Annotated in this window: 12 protein-coding genes; 11 read left to right on the forward strand and 1 reads right to left on the reverse strand. The window is 36.5% G+C overall.

Annotated features, from left to right (window positions below; genetic code table 11):
* Window positions 1-184 precede the first annotated feature (184 nt).
* The 9 genes from GH741_RS11405 (at window position 185) to GH741_RS11445 (ending at window position 12,895) form a co-directional block, all read left to right on the forward strand.
* On the forward strand, window positions 185-1,030 hold the full coding sequence (locus GH741_RS11405) for a helix-turn-helix domain-containing protein (RefSeq protein WP_170287615.1): 846 nt from the start codon (window positions 185-187) through the stop codon (window positions 1,028-1,030).
* Between the two features lie 676 nt (window positions 1,031-1,706).
* Window positions 1,707-3,698, forward strand: a complete 1,992-nt coding sequence (locus tag GH741_RS11410) for a beta-N-acetylhexosaminidase (RefSeq protein ID WP_205677327.1) — start codon at window positions 1,707-1,709, stop codon at window positions 3,696-3,698.
* Between the two features lie 313 nt (window positions 3,699-4,011).
* A complete protein-coding gene (locus GH741_RS11415) occupies window positions 4,012-5,499 on the forward strand; it encodes an ABC transporter substrate-binding protein (protein ID WP_153736920.1) in 1,488 nt (495 codons plus the stop codon).
* Between the two features lie 16 nt (window positions 5,500-5,515).
* Window positions 5,516-6,466, forward strand: coding sequence for a carbohydrate ABC transporter permease (locus tag GH741_RS11420; RefSeq protein ID WP_153736921.1), 951 nt, complete (start codon window positions 5,516-5,518; stop codon window positions 6,464-6,466).
* The gene (locus tag GH741_RS11425; RefSeq protein ID WP_153736922.1) at window positions 6,463-7,287 is read left to right on the forward strand and encodes a carbohydrate ABC transporter permease; all 825 of its coding nucleotides are present in this window, start codon (window positions 6,463-6,465) and stop codon (window positions 7,285-7,287) included. Before GH741_RS11420 ends, GH741_RS11425 begins: the two co-directional genes overlap by 4 nt.
* A 94-nt stretch (window positions 7,288-7,381) precedes the next feature.
* Window positions 7,382-8,767, forward strand: coding sequence for a sulfatase family protein (locus tag GH741_RS11430; protein WP_153736923.1), 1,386 nt, complete (start codon window positions 7,382-7,384; stop codon window positions 8,765-8,767).
* Window positions 8,768-8,880: 113 nt separating this feature from the next.
* Entirely contained in the window at window positions 8,881-10,149 is a 1,269-nt protein-coding gene (locus GH741_RS11435; protein ID WP_153736924.1) for an anaerobic sulfatase maturase, read from the forward strand.
* 366 nt (window positions 10,150-10,515) lie between these two features.
* Window positions 10,516-11,247 carry a GntR family transcriptional regulator gene (locus GH741_RS11440; RefSeq protein ID WP_153736925.1) on the forward strand — a complete coding sequence of 244 codons (732 nt, stop codon included), beginning with the start codon at window positions 10,516-10,518 and terminating at the stop codon, window positions 11,245-11,247.
* Between the two features lie 184 nt (window positions 11,248-11,431).
* Entirely contained in the window at window positions 11,432-12,895 is a 1,464-nt protein-coding gene (locus GH741_RS11445) for an arylsulfatase (protein WP_240795478.1), read from the forward strand.
* A 212-nt stretch (window positions 12,896-13,107) separates the two neighbouring features.
* On the opposite strand, the gene GH741_RS11450 is transcribed toward GH741_RS11445, so the two are convergent.
* Entirely contained in the window at window positions 13,108-13,944 is an 837-nt protein-coding gene (locus tag GH741_RS11450) for a helix-turn-helix domain-containing protein (protein ID WP_153736927.1), read from the reverse strand.
* Between the two features lie 617 nt (window positions 13,945-14,561).
* On the opposite strand from GH741_RS11450, the gene GH741_RS11455 reads away from it, so the two are divergent.
* Together GH741_RS11455 and GH741_RS11460 are read left to right on the forward strand one after the other, a co-directional pair.
* A complete protein-coding gene (locus GH741_RS11455; RefSeq protein ID WP_153736928.1) occupies window positions 14,562-15,977 on the forward strand; it encodes a carbohydrate ABC transporter substrate-binding protein in 1,416 nt (471 codons plus the stop codon).
* Window positions 15,978-16,090: 113 nt separating this feature from the next.
* Window positions 16,091-16,972 (forward strand): carbohydrate ABC transporter permease, encoded by an 882-nt coding sequence (locus tag GH741_RS11460; RefSeq protein ID WP_153736929.1) that lies wholly within the window; start codon window positions 16,091-16,093, stop codon window positions 16,970-16,972.
* Window positions 16,973-16,974: the final 2 nt, after the last annotated feature.

Genomic DNA, 16,974 nt, shown 5'->3' on the forward strand with positions numbered 1-16,974 from the left:
TTTGACGAAAAGTGTGAGACTAAATCTGACACATGCTGGTGAATTTCTTTAACCATGTGCAAAAGAGGTCGTAAACAATTATAAACGGTCTCTTAATGTCATTCAGAAAATAAGTAGAGGTTGGAATTGGTGGATGATGTTAAATAATGAAACCACTAACATATTACAAAAGGAGGGACTTCTCATGTCATTTGCTGTTAGCGATCAACTTAATTTTACTTTATTTGATGTAAAGAAGATTCGGTACAAATCACGGGTTATTTTTGATTATGTGCAGTCTTGTTGCACGATATCTTATATTAAAAAAGGAGAAGTAATTACAACTTTTGAAGGCAAGGAATATGTTGCAATGACTGGGGATGTAATGGTTCATCGTCCAAATAACCCCTTTAATGTCATTTCGAAGACGGAAGGTATACATTATCTCTTCAATATTGATTTGAAAGTTATGGAGGAAATCGATTTTTTTAGTCTTTATCCAATAGGGAAAGTTGTAACGGTAAGGGATCCGGATCGCTACGAAAAGATGTTCGATGAGTTGAGAAGTATTTGGTTGCAGGAAACAGTCGATTTTCGAACAGTTCAGTCTAGTTTTCTAGCATTCTCAATGCTACATGAAATTATTGAGAGCTCAAAACTAGGTGGCAAAAGCACCCCGAACGAGCCTTATATTACTGACCGCTTTAATAATGTCTTGCATTATATTGAGAATCATTTAGGTGAAGTCATTACAAGGGAAGATTTAGCCCGAATTTACCATCTAAATCCAGTCTATTTCAGTCGAGCATTCAAAGAAATTTATGGGTTAACTCCTATGAAAATGGTGCGTAAGCTAAGGCTTTTACATGCGAAACGTTTACTTGAAACCACAATTCAACCGGTTGAAGAGATTGCTATAACCTGTGGCTTTTGTGACTCCCCACATTTTACACATGTGTTTAAAAGTACCTTTAAAACCTCTCCCAGTAAGTATCGTAAAAGTATCAAAAATACAAAAAAACACATCATTCCTACATTGTTAGATCATTAGTAGTCTACTACTATTATAAAGACACATAATATTGAAAGCGTAATCAAGCAAATAAACCAGTTTCCAGTTTTGATAAGGATGCTGTTTTTTGCAAGGTGCGAAATACATTGTGCCAAAAATGTATCACTACTCTGCCGTGTTCTGCTTATCCGTGAAAACGCTAATTGTAAATGAGAGGGGAATGATAAAAGTCTACAGGAAGTAATGGGTACTTTTGTTAATATACTCCGACACATGGAACGGAAGTGTGATCTGGGGTTGAGGTGATTGCTGAGGATTATCTAGCAGATAAGATACTGAGAATGTAGCTGCATGACAAGGTATTCATCAATAATCTTTATGTTCATGATGTAAATGGCCTTCATAGGAAAGGTATAAATGGAAGTACAGGAATTAGTGAGACTAATTCAAGAAGGAAAACCATATTAAGTTCCGAAACTTTGATCAGGTTTTGATTGAAAATATAATTGAACCGGAATATAGTCAATTCTCCTTGGCCTCATCATGAACATTAATATGGTCTAGTCATATACCCAACTATACCTAAAGTGCCGACACCGAATGTTGTGATTCAGGCGAATGAAGATCTACATGTGAGCGGTGGAGGAATTGTTCTCATTTAGAACTTATGCTCTTGTTGAACACAAAAGAGTGCACGGTCATAACGAGGCAGAGCTTGATTATTGTATTTATTTTACGAGTATCAGGAATTAATAGAAAAGAACAGACAGCCCATGTCGGTAATGGGCTTACTTCTTTCGTTTTAAGGAGGGATAACACCAACATGAAAATTACATTAAAAGGCTTGGAAAATCACGCCGGGGTTACCGAAATTTCGAGGCAACTTGGAATTGAGGTAGCGAATCATGGTATTTTAATTGAAGTTGAAAAGTCTGGCTCCGGAATAGTAGTTAGCTATGATGGTACAATAGGTCGAATTATATATAATAAGCAGCACGAATTATACCGAGGGTTAGGTTTGGTTCTTGAGTTGATAAAAAGTAATCAAGTGGGAGAAATCAAAGAAACGCCTTTCTATGATAATCTGGGTGTAATGTTTGATTGCTCACGAAATGCCGTTCTAAAGCTTGAGACATTTCATAAACTCATTAGGCAGCTCGCGTTGATGGGCTACTCGACTGTCCAACTTTATACTGAGGATACATATGAAATAAAGGAGTATCCGTATTTCGGTTATATGAGAGGGAAATACACAAGCGAACAGATGAAGAAGATGGACCAGTATGCGGAAATGTTTGGGATTGAGCTTGTTCCGTGTATACAAACACTAGCCCACTTAGGGACTGCACTTAAATGGAACGCTTTTTCCGATATTGTGGATTGCAATGATATCCTATTAATTGATAATGAAAAAACATACGATTTAATTGAAAGTATGTTTAAAGTGATGGCTCAAAACCTTACTAGTCGAAAAATTAATATTGGTATGGATGAAGCACATATGATGGGGTTAGGTAAATATCTTGATCAGCATGGTTATCAGGACCGTTCTAAACTCATGCTGAAGCACTTTACCAGAGTTGTGGAGATTGCCCGTAAGTATGGTTATGAACCGATGATGTGGAGCGATATGTTTTTCCGCCTTGCAAGTTCAGGGGAATACTATGATACCAATAGTCCAATTAATGAGGATATCATTAATATGATTCCAACGGATGTTTCCTTAGTTTACTGGGATTATTATTCAGTCGAACCAGAGAAATATGATGGAATGCTAAAAAAACATAAGCAAATGAGTGACAATATTATTTTTGCAGGTGGTGCTTGGAAATGGATGGGCTTTTCGCCAAACAATCACTTTAGCGCTAACGTTGGAAAAATGGCACATAGTAGCTGTGTGAAAAATGGTATAACTGAGGTGTTGATTACAGCGTGGGGTGATAATGGTGCAGAAGCATCCACCTATTCTATTTTACCGACACTTCAGCTTTGGGCGGAGCTTTGTTATCGTGATGATGCTGATGAGGAACGGTTGAAAGAAAGATTCTCTACCTGTGTTGGTGGTAGTTATGAGGATTTTATGAATCTAGATATGACAATGATGGTACCTGATAACAAGTCTTTAGACGTTCATTCCCTTAATCCACCAAAATACTTATTGTATCAGGACATATTATGTGGCCTGTTTGATAAGCATGTCCTTCCAAAGGAATATGCAGCGCACTATAAAAAATGTGGAGATTCTTTTGAATCGTGTATAAGTAGGAATCCTTCGTTTAAGGAGATTTTTCAAACACAGCTTGCATTAAGTAGATTGCTAGAGTTAAAATGTGATGCAGGGATTGAAATTCGTGACGCTTATCTAAACAACGATAGGGTTGTTTTAGAAAAATATGGTCATACTCTGCTACCAGATCTAAAAATACGTGCCGAGGAGTTTCACATAGCTTACCATGCGCAATGGACAGACGAGAACAAAATATTTGGACTTGATGTGTTTGATTTAAGGATGGGCGGACTTATTCTACGACTTCAATCCGCGATCAATCGAATCAATGAATACCTAGAAGGCGACCTGGAATATTTAGAAGAGCTTGAGCAAAAACTCCTTTACTTTGATGGCCGAGAAAAAGAAAGTGATAAAGTCGTGACTAGTTATAATCTGTGGCATAATATTGCAACTGCTTCTGCCTTGGCAGGGATATAAGATTTTTAAACTCACCATTATGTTGGTGAGTTTTTTATTTCTATATAATAGTAGAAACCTACTACCCCTAGCTACTTCGCTTGGCTTAAAACAGATAAAAACCTAATCAACAGGGTGGGATCGAGAATCTCTAAAAAAAGTATCAAATATACAATAATAAGAATCATCGCTACATTGATGACTGTTCAGGAATCATATAAGATAATTACAAGTCATAAATAAGTAGATTTGAAAACGCGTTCAAAATCAATGTTTATGCATTTTTTTGGCCTTTTACAGGTTTTTTTTAAAAAAAGTAATAGGGGGAAATTGTATGAAGAAGAAGTTTAAAGGTATAGGTATTTTTCTTATGGCATTACTTATCTTACAAGTTTTTGCTGCATGTTCAAACTCAACCTCTAGTGAAGACGACGAAAAAACATCTGATAGTAAGGATACAGAAGAGCGAATTACACTACGTGTCATGGACTGGGCGGACAGTGAAAAGGTATATCGCGAGCAATTTATTGAAGACTTCGAGAAGAGACATCCTAATATTAAAATTGAATACACATTGCTAACAAGTGATCAGTTCCAAAGTACAATTACAACTGCAATTAAATCAGGGGATGCACCAGACTTATTCCCAATTCCTCCTGGTATGAAGCTAGGTACAGCAGTTGCTGGTGACTGGTATCAGCCATTGGATGAATACTTAGATGATGAGTTTAAGAATCGGTTTATGGATGGCGTATTTGTTGAAGGGTTAACCATGCAGGATGGAAAGACTTATACGATTCCAGCGAAATTAGATTTACCAAACACATTAGTATTTTATAATAAGCAATTATTTAGGGATGCAGGCTTAGATCCTGAAAATCCACCTAAAACTCATACTGAATTCGCTGAAGCAGCAAAAAAGATTACAGAGGCGTCTGATGGCAATGCTTACGGTATAATTGAAGGCAGTAAAACAATAGTACGTTGGAAAAACCCAATTGTTGACTGGTCTGCGCTTGGTGGAAGTGGCTTAAATCCACATTCTCCATTATCCTTAGTATCAAATGAAGCTGACTATACGTCTGAGCCAGTCTTAGAAGTTATGAATCTATTCCAGGGTATGATGGAAGATGGAAGCTACCATCCAAAGACATTAAATATCTCAGCACCTGAAGCACGTGCACTATTTGGTCAAGGGCAAGCGGGATTTATCATTCAGGGTGAATGGTGTATCGGGGTTTGGCAGAATGAAAATCCAGAATTAGATTTTGGAGTAATGGCTCCACCAGTTCCGGATAGTGGTCAAGAAGGATTCTTACCAAGACCTAATTTCCAACCTTGGTTAGGAATGGCGAAAACTTCGGAGCATCCTGAAGCTGCTGCACTATATTTAAAGGAATACTATAGTAAGGACTATCAATCTGTTCTAGTTAAAGCTGGTGATCGTTTCACAATGTTAAAAGATGTAAACGAAACTGCAGCTGAAATTCCACAATTTAAGCAATATTACGATATTGCCATGGAAAATTCACGTCTAGCACCAAGTGTTGAAATTCGAAACCCCGAGGCGAGTGTGGTATTTGGTAACTATAAAGATCCACAACCAGGTTTAGGAGATATATTACAAGGCGTCATGGCGGGTGCGTTAGAGGATCCAACAGATCAACTTGAAATGTTATCGGAAAATGTAAATACTTCACTTGAACAAGCACTTGAAGCTGCGAAGGCGGAGGGTGCAGAAGTAAGTATAGATGATTTTAAATTCTCTAACTGGAAACCAAATCAAGATTACACAGCAGAAGATTATGAAGCAGTTAGATAATAGGGAGTAATTATAAATGAAGGAAATCATTCAAACCAAGAGTAAAGTCAAAATTTCTTCAAAAAAGAAAACAAAGTGGAAAACAGAATTATGGTGTTGGGTGTTTCTCCTTCCTACGTTAGTATTATTTGCAATGTTCCAGGGCTGGCCAATTGTGGCCAGCTGGTACTATGCAACCCTAGATTGGTCAGGCTTAACGCCTGACTCTACCTTTGTAGGAATGGACAATTTCATTAACGTAGCGAAGGATCCGTACTTTTGGAACGCCTTTAAAAATAGCTTTATTTTCATGCTGGGAACTATACCATTTCATTTATTTCTAGCGTTAGTGCTCGCTGTTATTTTACATAAACCGGGTTTAAAAGCTGCAAATCTATTTCGCACCTTTATATTTCTTCCAGTTGTTACGACAACTTCAATAGTCGGAATTATAATGGTATTTATTTGGGGAAGTGACGGGTCGATTAACGACACATTAGTAAAAATAGGTTTCTTAGATCAGTCTATTAATTGGCTAGGAGATGCTAAGTGGAGTATGTTCACTGTCATTTTAGTGTCTGTTTGGAAAAACCTCGGTGTTAATCTAATATACTGGTTAGCAGGATTGCAATCAATCCCACAGGAGTTGTATGAAGCAGCTGATGTAGATGGTGCAACGGGTTTTCGAAAATTCTTTCATATAACCGTTCCGCTACTAATTCCAATTGGAACAATTATTCTTCTATTAAATGTAGTCAATTCATTAAAGGCATTCGATTTAATTAAAACAATGACAAACGGAGGTCCATTCTTTGCAACAGATGTTGTGTCAACATATATCTATCGCTATGCTTTTACAAGTGAAATGGGTCTTCCGCAATTGGGATACGCTTCAGCAGCAGGTCTGTTTTTTGCGGTAACAATTGTTATTATCGCAGTTATCCAAGCTGTTGTCACAAATCGAATTAAAGGTGGTCGTAATATATGAAGAATTTTCGAAGAACCATATTTTATATTGTCATGACCGCTTTCTGTTTTGTGTGGATTTATCCCTTTCTATGGATGGTTTCCGCGTCGTTTAAGTCACAAAATGAATTCTTTGAAAATGGTCTCTCTTTGATTCCTGATAATTTTACTTTTGAGAATATTCTTCGTGCTTGGAATGAAGCAAACTTTGAACAGTATTTCGTGAATAGTGTGGTTATTACCGTTGGCACGATGTTAATAGTTTTTTTTACGACATCAACTTGTGGTTATGTACTCGGTAGGTACAATTTTAAAGGTAAGAAGAGTGTTTATCTTCTACTAATAGCAAGTATGTTTGTGCCCATGGAGTTTGCGATTATTCCAATTTATGACCTTATTAAAACAATGGGCCTTATGAATACAAGGCTTGGTGTCATTCTGGCAGAATCAGGTGGAAACCATATCATATTTATTTTACTATTTGCTACCTTTTTCTCTAAGATTCCAAAGGAGTTGGAAGAGGCAGCTATTATGGATGGAAGTGGATTTTTCAGAACATTCATTTCCGTTATGCTTCCTCTTTCAAAGCCCGTTATTGGTAGTGTAATGATTATGCAATTTATTTGGTCATGGAACTCATTCCTGTTGCCACTCATTCTTACACTTAACGCACCAGAAGCGCGACCGCTATCTGTTGGCTTATATGCACTGCGGGGAGAAAATATCGTTGACTGGACTGGAATTGCCGCAGGTGGAACTATCGCTATTATACCTATCATAGTGATTTTCCTAAGCTTGCAGCGTTATTTCGTAGAAGGAATTGCAGGATCGGTTAAGGGGTAAGCTTTTAAGTTTTTTAAAACGAATTATCTATCAAACGAATTGAATAGGAATCTCGGAAAAAATGATTGTACATCAAAGGAAGGTTGAATACCTTATGAGAATACTATATTTGGACTTGGATTCACTCCGTCCTGACCATATTAGTAGCTATGGTTATCATCGTAATACGACACCCAATATTGATGAAGTAGCTAAAGAGGGAGTCATGTTTACCAATTATTATTGTACAGACGCCCCATGTTTACCATCTAGGTCGGCATTAATGTCTGGTAGATTTGGAATTCATAATGGAGTTGTTGGGCACGGTGGTACAGCCGCTGATATGAGACATGAAGGTCCTAGTCGTGCCTTCAATGATCGTTTAGTTCACGAAAGTTTACCAGGATCATTACGGAGTCTTGGTTATAAAACAACAACAATTAGTACATTTGCTGAAAGGCACTCTGCATGGACCTTTAATGCAGGCTTCAACGAAGTGTTTAATCTTGGAAAAGTAGGGCATGAATCAGCTGATAAGGTTCTACCAGTTGCCCTTAAATGGCTTGACGATAATGGTTCTTCAGATGATTGGTTTTTACATTTGAATTTCTGGGACCCTCATACACCATATCGTACGCCAGATGAATTTGGAAATCCTTTTGCAGATGATGCAATGCCTGAATGGATTACAAAGGAGGTTTTTAATGAGCATAAACAGAGGGTTGGTCAGCATAGCATTGACCATATGAACGAACTGGCAAAGACTCACTACTTCAGATGGTCACGACATGGGAAGCAAATCGAAACCTACGAAGATCTAAGACTGATTATTGATAATTATGATACAGCGATTAAATACATAGATGAACATGTAGGCAAAGTGCTAGAAAAGCTTGAACAGCTTGGGATTATGGAGGATACGGCGATTCTTATTAGTGCAGACCACGGTGAAAATATGGGTGAGTTAGGCATTTACTCAGAACATGGTACAGCTGATGAAGGGACATGTCGTATTCCGATGATTATTCGCTGGCCGAATGGAGCAAAAGGTATTATCGACCATGGGCTGCATTATCATCTAGATCTTGCCCCAACATTAACTAGCTTGCTAGGAGGTATAAAGGCAGATTCATGGGACGGGGAAAGCTTTGCGGATTCGATAATCAAGGGTGAGAGTGAGGGCAGAGAGTATCTCGTTATTTCACAATGCGCACATGTATGTCAACGTAGTGTTAGATTCGATGATTGGCTCTATATCCGAACTTATCACGACGGACATAACGGGTTTCCGAAAGAGATGCTGTTTAACATCAAGGAAGACCCACATGAACAACGCAATCTTGCAGAAAATCGGCGAGATATTTGCAAAGATGCAGTGTATTACCTGAACGAGTGGCATGATGAAATGATGTCGACGATGGACTTTGATGTTGACCCGTTGTGGACAGTCATGAAAGAAGGCGGACCATTGCATGCCAAGGAATTTAAGGTAAATAAATAGTTTGTAAAATAAAGGGTCTATATTTCCACATTGATCCTGATAGGAAATATGTATGTTAAAAAGGTAGTGGATAACTACCTTTTTCTTTTTTTATCAAAAAGGGGGATGCATCAATGAGTACGGGCTGTATGACAACGGAACACCGCGATATAAGCGTAATGTGGAAAACTGTGTCTGAGGATTGTAACTTAGCTTGTGATTATTGTTATTATAGTACTTGTGGGGGAAAACCAGGTAAGAAAATTAGTAAAATTGAATCTGCCATTTTGGATAAGTTTATTAAAGAGTATATGGAGCGTTCCTATGGATCTGCGACATTTGCTTGGCAGGGCGGAGAACCACTGCTTGCGGGTCTAGATTTCTTTAAGGAAGTTGTCTATATCCAAGCAAAATATGCTCCAAAACATACATTGATTGGAAACTCCGTGCAAACGAACGGTACCCTTGTTACAGAGAAGTGGGCAGCATTTTTTAAGGAATTCAACTTTTTAGTTGGTGTGAGTTTAGATGGGCCGCGGGAAATACACGACGCCAGAAGGGTTGATTCCCGCGGACAAGGAAGCTTTGACCGTGTAATGAGGGGCATTCAATATCTTCGTAATCATCGTGTTGATTTAAATATTTTAACCGTTATCCATCGAGGAAATGTAAATAAGGCAGTAGAGATGATGAAGTTCTTCGAGGATGAAGAATTTGGTTACATTCAATTTATACCTTGTATGGACTTTCGGTCACAACAGGTGGACAAGCTTGGAGTGTACGATATTTCTCCAGAGGAATACGCTGCGTTTCTCTGTGAAGTATTTGATTATTGGTATAACGATGGGAATCCTAAAACATCAATTCGGTTCTTTGATGAAATGCTAAATGTCTATGTGAACCGTTCTCCAGGTTTATGTATCCATCGTGATACCTGCCCCCAAACAATTATCCTTGAACAAAATGGAGATGCTTTTCCATGTGATTTTTACATGAACGATGATTGGAAAATAGGGAATGTCGCAACACACTCGATTGAAGAAATTTTACAGCATCCTTTATATCAAAAGTTTTTGGCGATGAAGCCAACATTGCCTGATGAGTGCAAGACGTGTGAGTGGAAGAGCCTCTGTCACGGTGGCTGTCCGAGAAATCGTAAGTGGAACGAGAATCATACATCTTCAGAGGTTGACTACTTTTGCTCAAGTTATAAGCAAGTATATAGCTATGCGGACGAACGGATGAGGAAGTTGGGTGACAAGCTTCGAAAGCAAATGTTCGAACAAAATGTCGCAAGGTATTTCAAAGGGAAAACCCCAACCCGAAACGAACAATGCCCATGTGGAAGTGGGAAAAAACACAAGAATTGCTGTGTGGATTTATTTCAAAGGCAAGTTCATTAGGTAAGGTGAAATACAGTGTGGTTTAGGCTTTGGAGGCACAAAGGTCGCAGCCACTATTGTTGATGAAGAGGGAACGATTCGTTTGCTGGAAGAGGTTTGGATTCCCTTAGATTATGTTAGAATGGTTCAACAGAGTATTATCTGTGCTTGAAATGTTCTAATAAAGTTAACTATTTACAATATTGTTGTCCGTCTGGTTCTTTCTTAGTCAGTACATATTCTAGTTATGCTTCTACTGTGTTAAATAGGTGTGTGTTTTATTATTATTTAAGAGTGGCGAACGAATAATAATAATTTACAATTGAATTTATAACTAAAAAGCATATAATAGTGGTAACACTTATTAGAAGGATGTGAATGTATATAATGGATGAAAAACTGGATTTTGATACATTTACCCCCCTTTACCATCAACTAAGAGAAATAATTATAAAGTATATCGAATCAGGTGAGTGGAAGCCTGGCGATAAAATTCCTTCAGAGCTTTTTATGCAAAAACAATATAATATTAGTAGAAACACAGTGCAAGCTGCTTTGGATGATTTAGTTAAAGACGGTATGTTAGAAAGAAAGAAAGGCTTGGGAACATTTGTAACGAAACCCAAAATTGAACAATCGTTAACTACATTTTATAGCTTTAGTAAGGTAATGAAATCAAAGGGATTAAAATCGGAAGATATCGTCTTGAATATTAGTAAAACGAAGGCCAGTAAATTAGTGGCAAAGCAACTAGGGGTTAAAACTAGTGAGGAAGTTTTTGCACTTCAACGTGTACGAAAAGCTAATAATGAACCAATAATTTTAGAAACATCATATCTACCAAAGTCTATAGTCCCTGACTTAATGAATTATGATTTAAATGAAGTTTCATTATATGATTATTTGGAAAAAAACTTTGGAATAATAGTAATGAAGGCGAAAGAAAGTTTCGAACCAGTCTTAACTAGTAAGGATGAAAGTAAATATTTAGAAGTGGAGGCTGGCTCACCAAGTCTTATGTTAGATAGAGTGGCATACGATCAATTTGGAAGAACAGTAGAGTTTTGTCGTTCTATTGTTAGAGGTGATCGTTGTAAATTTTATACAGAATTATTATAAAAAAAGTGGTTTATTCGTTAATAAAACTTTTGCATTTTATTCGCTTGTTTTTGTACATACAAAAGTCAATAGGTTTTATGCTGCTATACCCGTAACGTGATAAATAATTACGGGTATAATTGATGGGTCAACGGGTTGTTGAGTTCTGCGTATAGACATAAAAGAAATGAAAGGGGTAAATAATTTGAAACCAAATATAGTTCTTATCATGGTAGATCAAATGAGAGCAGATTGCATGAGTATAGAGGACCATCCTGTAGTAGATACTCCAAACATTGATCAATTAGCTCGTCAGGGTATCCGATTTTCCAATGCCTATGCAGCCACACCAACTTGTGTACCAGCTAGAGCCTCGATAATGACGGGAATGTCGCAAACGAAAACAGGTAGAGTAGGTTATCAGGAGAAGGTAGAGTGGAATTATGAACATACACTAGCTGGGGAATTAGTGAAAAGTGGTTACCATACTCAAGCAATTGGAAAGATGCATGTATATCCTGCGCGAAATCTATGTGGATTCCATAACGTTGTCTTGCATGATGGATACTTACATTATAATAGGAAAAAACATGAGAATTTAGAATTAGAATCATTCAACCTAACTGGTGATGATTACTTACCATGGTTAAAAAGTAAAGCTGGATCCAGCTCAGACCTTATTGATATAGGGTTAGATTGTAATGCTTCAACAGTTGCAAGACCTTGGCATTTACCTGAATCACTTCACCCAACAAATTGGGTAGTAAGTGAATCGATAGATTTTCTGAGAAGAAGGGATCCTGGTAAACCGTTCTTTTTGAAAATGTCTTTTGTAAGGCCACATCCGCCATTTGATCCACCTCAAGCATTCTATGATATGTATAAAGATTTGGATTTACCAGTTCCTCCTGTGGGGGATTGGGTATCGAGAGAAGATATAGACAGAGAAGGTTTGAACCCTGTAACCTTAAAAGGGAATGTTCCAGATCAACGATTTAAAAGAGCACAAGCCGCCTATTATGCATTAATAACTCAAATCGATTATCAAATTGGAAGATTTAAAAATGCTATGGAGGAATATGGTGTCCTTGACAACACAGTAATCATGTTTGTTTCTGATCATGGAGAATTATTAGGTGATCATTGCTACTTTCGAAAAGCGTTACCTTATCAAGGGAGTGTCAGAGTCCCGTTTATATTGTCTGATCCAGGAGACCTATTACAATTACATCAAAATGAGAAAATAAACAACCCAGTGGAATTGAGGGATATCATGCCTACTTTACTAGATATTGCTAATGTGCCGGTTCCTGATACAGTGGATGGTCAATCAGTACTTTCTTTATGTAAAGGAAATAATAAATGGAGAAAATATATTCACGGAGAACATGCATATGGAAAATTGTCACACCATTATTTAACCGATGGAAAAGAAAAGTATATTTGGTATTCGCAAACCGGGGAGGAACAATTGTTTAATTTACAAAATGATTCAAAGGAACTAGAAAATCTTTCTTCTAAGGAAAAGAATAGGTTAACTTATTGGAGACATATCTTAATAAAGGAACTTACGGGACGTGAAGAAGGTTACACGGACGGCGAGCAACTGTTTATAGGAAAAGAGCCAAAGAATATATTAAATAACCATAATTTTTCTTCAAGCAAATAGAGTTGAAGATTAAAAAAAGATTTCAGATTTTGACTTAAGTTCATTTTATGAGTCATACACGTAGGTTTTCTCGTCAGGTGAAAACCACTTTTTTTTGCCGTCTTCTTATAATAGTATTCAGTAGACGACCTATACCACTGTGCTAGGGCTATAGGCATGAGTTAATAAACGAAATGCGACTATTACAAAAAAACGAAGAGAACGCATCCCTTCTAAAGGTTATTTTTGTAATTTTTTCGGAATGTTGTTGGAGCTTTTTTCTCATATTTTTTGAACATCTCTGAAAAATACGATTGCGAAGTGAAGCCAATGATGTTTGCTATTTGTGAGATAGTATAATCCGTTGAACGTAATAAGAATTTCCCTTCTTCTATTCGACGATAAATTAGATAGTCAATAGGCGATCTCCCTAATTCTTCTTTAAATCGATGAGAAAAATAAAAACGGTTTAAATTAGTTAAACTAGCAAGCTGATCTAACGTAATTTGTTCTCTAAAGTGCTGATTGATAAATTGCTTGGCAATCGCCACTTCCTTACTTAAAATCCCTCCGGGCTCAAGCTGAAGTTGCAAATTATATTTACGCAAAATTTTGGTTATGAGTAGTTCAGCATAATTCTGACAAATCTTTTCATAATAATAATGCTGCTTTCGAACTTCATCGACAAGTATATTAAAATAGTCCGAAAAGTATTTTTGGCTATCATTAAAGTGATAATGATCGTAAGAATCTTCACTTCTAGCCAATCTCGAAAATGACAAATTATTAATGCCTATTGATATGTATTCAAGTGGTGATTCGTCGGATGATATTTCAGTATGTTCCATATCGGCATTTATAATAAAAATATCATTTGCTCTAACCTCTAATTTACCCCTGCGATTGACAAAAAAGCCCTTTCCATTTGTAATATAAAAAATTTCAGTGAAGGGGTGAGAATGGATGACGCTTGTCCAATCATCACTATACTTTGATTTGGTAATAAACAAAAGTTCAAAGTCAAATAGATTCTTAGTTGACGAATCAATCGAAAACCTTTCTGTCGTCATAATTCATTCCCCCAATTTTAATATTCCTGGATAAAAAAAATGAAAATAACACGACCATTAAAACAAAAAAAATCTTTTAGAAAATAGCTTATCTAAAGTTTTACCCCCGTATAATCTAATTGATTATATTATAACAAATATATGGTTATATACAACAAGATTGTTATTGTGATACTTTGTCATCTTTTATATGATAATAGAGAAGAAACTATACTGTGTACTAAGATAAGGAGGGAAAAATCACATTACCCCAAGTCGATAAGAGTTAATAAATACTGTTAAATTGTAAATGGATTTGAAGTACTATTATTAAACAAGTTTTAACGACTTAACGTAGGCTCGACCTATCCTATGAAAGAAGCTGTATTTAATATTAATAATGAGTTAATAGGTTTTTTTATTAAAAATATTGGTATAGATGACCCTACAACATTGTGTCAGGATGTCTATATAACATTTTTAACTATAGTTTTGATCAAGATGAAAGGTATGTGTGACCGGATTAAGTGTTTTGGATGTAACTATTAGTTTACTAATTATTGTTTTAGGAGGTGATGTGGTACTAGATTATCTACTAGAATAATTATTAAATATTTTAAAAAGGGGAGTTTAATGAGATGAATAGTTTTTTAAAAAAGTTCTTTATGTTGATGGTTTTATTTAGTTTGTTGTTTATTGTAGCCTGTAGCAATACTACTCAAGAGACACAACAAGAAACAGATAATGAACCAGAAAGTAGTGAGGATGAAGATAGTCAAGAACCAGAAGAAGATACTGCAGAGTTTGAAAACATGGAACTTGACGTAGCGGCGTTCGAAGGTGGATATGGTAGTGCATTTTGGGATGCATTAAAAAGTAAATTTGAAGAAGCTTATCCAGGGGTTACTGTAAATTTAGAATCGAATCCAAATATTGGTGATATGATTCGTCCGCAAATTGTAGGTGGTAATGCCCCAGATGTTATTTACTTGAATCAAACAGATCAGTCAGGTGTTACACAAGGTTTGATTAAAGATCAAGCGTTAGTAGATATCACAGACATTTTTGAAAGCGAATCCATTGATGGGGATGGACTTATCAAAGATAAAATATTACCTGGTGCGCTAGAGTCTATATTCATGTCACCGTATGGTGATGGCAAGGTGTATCTAGCACCTTATAATTATACGATCATGGGATTATGGTATAATAATACACTTTTTGAAGAGGAAGGTATTGAAGCGCCAACCACTTGGGATGAATTTTATGCATTGCAAGATAAAGCAGAGGAATTAGATCGATCTTTATTTACGTACCAAGGTACAAACCCGGGTTATTTAGAAGAAATTTTAATACCTGCTGTATATAATTTGGGAGGTCAAGAAGCGTTGGATCAAATGTTAATCGATTATGACCCAGAGTTTTGGAATAGCGAAACAGCATTAGAAGCTCTAGGTATTTTTGAAAAGATTGCAAATGAAGGTATGTTAATGGATGGAACCGTGGCGTTAAACCATACACAATCTCAAACAGAATTTATGCAAGGTAATTCAATGTTCGTTCCAAATGGAAACTGGTTTGAGGGTGAAATGGCAGAAGCACCGAGGGAAGATGGGTTTATATTTGGATTTGCGGGTGTTCCTACTTTTGATAGTTCGGAAGATTCGATGGCATTAGCTTCTTTCGAACAAGTATATATTCCTAAAAGCTCTGATAATATCGAGTTAGCAAAAGAATTTTTGAAATTTATGTACACAGAAGAAGCAGTAAAATTAAATGGTGAGCATGCTGAAGGCGTCATGGCTGTACAAGGAGCAGCTGATTTGGTCCAAGACCATATTACTGAATCATCTTATGAGTCGTTTAAAGCAGTTGAAGAAGGAATGTACGCTGTTTCAGGTAACTTTGGGCCAGTTCCAGAAGGAGTAAATATTGAACCGCGTTCCATATTATTTGATCAAGTTGCAGATGTTATGAATGGCGACATGTCTGCAGAGGAATGGGCTGCTATCATGTATGATGCCTATGAAGAAGTACAATCGAAAATGGAGTAACAGTATTAATAATGGCATTCGGCCACTGTTGTCGAATGCCGATCCCTATTTATAAAATAAAATATAATCCTTGAATTGCTAAAAAGGAAATTTCAAAGGTAAGGTGTGTCGTCATGGAAAAAAAACAACGTTCAGGCTTCATTTTATTTTGTATCATGCCTACTTTGGTCATTTTTTCTATATTTGTAGTATATCCGGTTAGTATGGTGTTTTATAAGTCTTTATTTCAGAGTTCTGGTTTTGGGGGAAATGAAATATTCGTAGGTTTTGAGAATTTCATTTATTTATTTAGTGACAAAACATTTTTGATATCTTTAAAAAATACAGGATTTCTGATGTTAGTTGTTCCTGTCATTTCTCTTACTCTAGCTTTAATTTTTGCCTCCGTTCTTTCTTTTGGCCAACTAAGGGAAAAAGCCGTATATAGAACCATTTTTTTCTTTCCAAGCATACTGTCATTTGTTGTGATTGGTATCTTATGGTCTTTTATTTATCACCCCAATATGGGTATTGTCAATGATTTACTAACATTCATGGGTTTAGAAGAATTTACCATGACCTGGTTAGGTGAAAGAAGTACAGTATTATGGGCAATAGCGCTAGTACTAGTATGGCAATCAACAGGTTATTATATGGTAATGTATCTTGCAGGTATGGATGGTGTACCGAAAGAATTGTATGAAGCTGCTTCAATTGATGGGGCAAATTCTTTTGTCCAATTCACAAAAATTACTATTCCAATGTTATGGGAAATTATTCGTGTTACCATCATTTTTAGCATTAATGGAGTATTAAATATTAGTTTTGTAATCGTAACAGTTATGACTGCTGGTGGGCCAAATAATGCGTCAGAAGTGGCCTTAACTTATATGTATGAGCAAGCTTTTAATAATGCCAATTTTGGGTATGCGATGGCGATTGCGGTAGTGGTGTTCTCATTCTCGATTATACTTGCATTAATAAGTAATAGATTAACAGAACGTGATATTCAATAGAG

Origin of the sequence: Aquibacillus halophilus (assembly GCF_009649745.1) — a bacterium.
Taxonomy (GTDB): Bacteria; Bacillota; Bacilli; order Bacillales; family Amphibacillaceae; genus Aquibacillus; species Aquibacillus halophilus.

Bases quoted from the DNA above. Each gene is read 5' to 3' on its own strand.
- GH741_RS11405 (WP_170287615.1), top strand. From the start codon at position 185: ATGTCATTTGCTGTTAGCGATCAACTTAATTTTACTTTATTTGATGTA.
- GH741_RS11415 (WP_153736920.1), top strand. From the start codon at position 4,012: ATGAAGAAGAAGTTTAAAGGTATAGGTATTTTTCTTATGGCATTACTT.
- GH741_RS11420 (WP_153736921.1), top strand. From the start codon at position 5,516: ATGAAGGAAATCATTCAAACCAAGAGTAAAGTCAAAATTTCTTCAAAA.
- GH741_RS11425 (WP_153736922.1), top strand. From the start codon at position 6,463: ATGAAGAATTTTCGAAGAACCATATTTTATATTGTCATGACCGCTTTC.
- GH741_RS11430 (WP_153736923.1), top strand. From the start codon at position 7,382: ATGAGAATACTATATTTGGACTTGGATTCACTCCGTCCTGACCATATT.
- GH741_RS11435 (WP_153736924.1), top strand. From the start codon at position 8,881: ATGAGTACGGGCTGTATGACAACGGAACACCGCGATATAAGCGTAATG.
- GH741_RS11440 (WP_153736925.1), top strand. From the start codon at position 10,516: ATGGATGAAAAACTGGATTTTGATACATTTACCCCCCTTTACCATCAA.
- GH741_RS11450 (WP_153736927.1), bottom strand. From the start codon at position 13,944: ATGACGACAGAAAGGTTTTCGATTGATTCGTCAACTAAGAATCTATTT.
- GH741_RS11455 (WP_153736928.1), top strand. From the start codon at position 14,562: ATGAATAGTTTTTTAAAAAAGTTCTTTATGTTGATGGTTTTATTTAGT.
- GH741_RS11460 (WP_153736929.1), top strand. From the start codon at position 16,091: ATGGAAAAAAAACAACGTTCAGGCTTCATTTTATTTTGTATCATGCCT.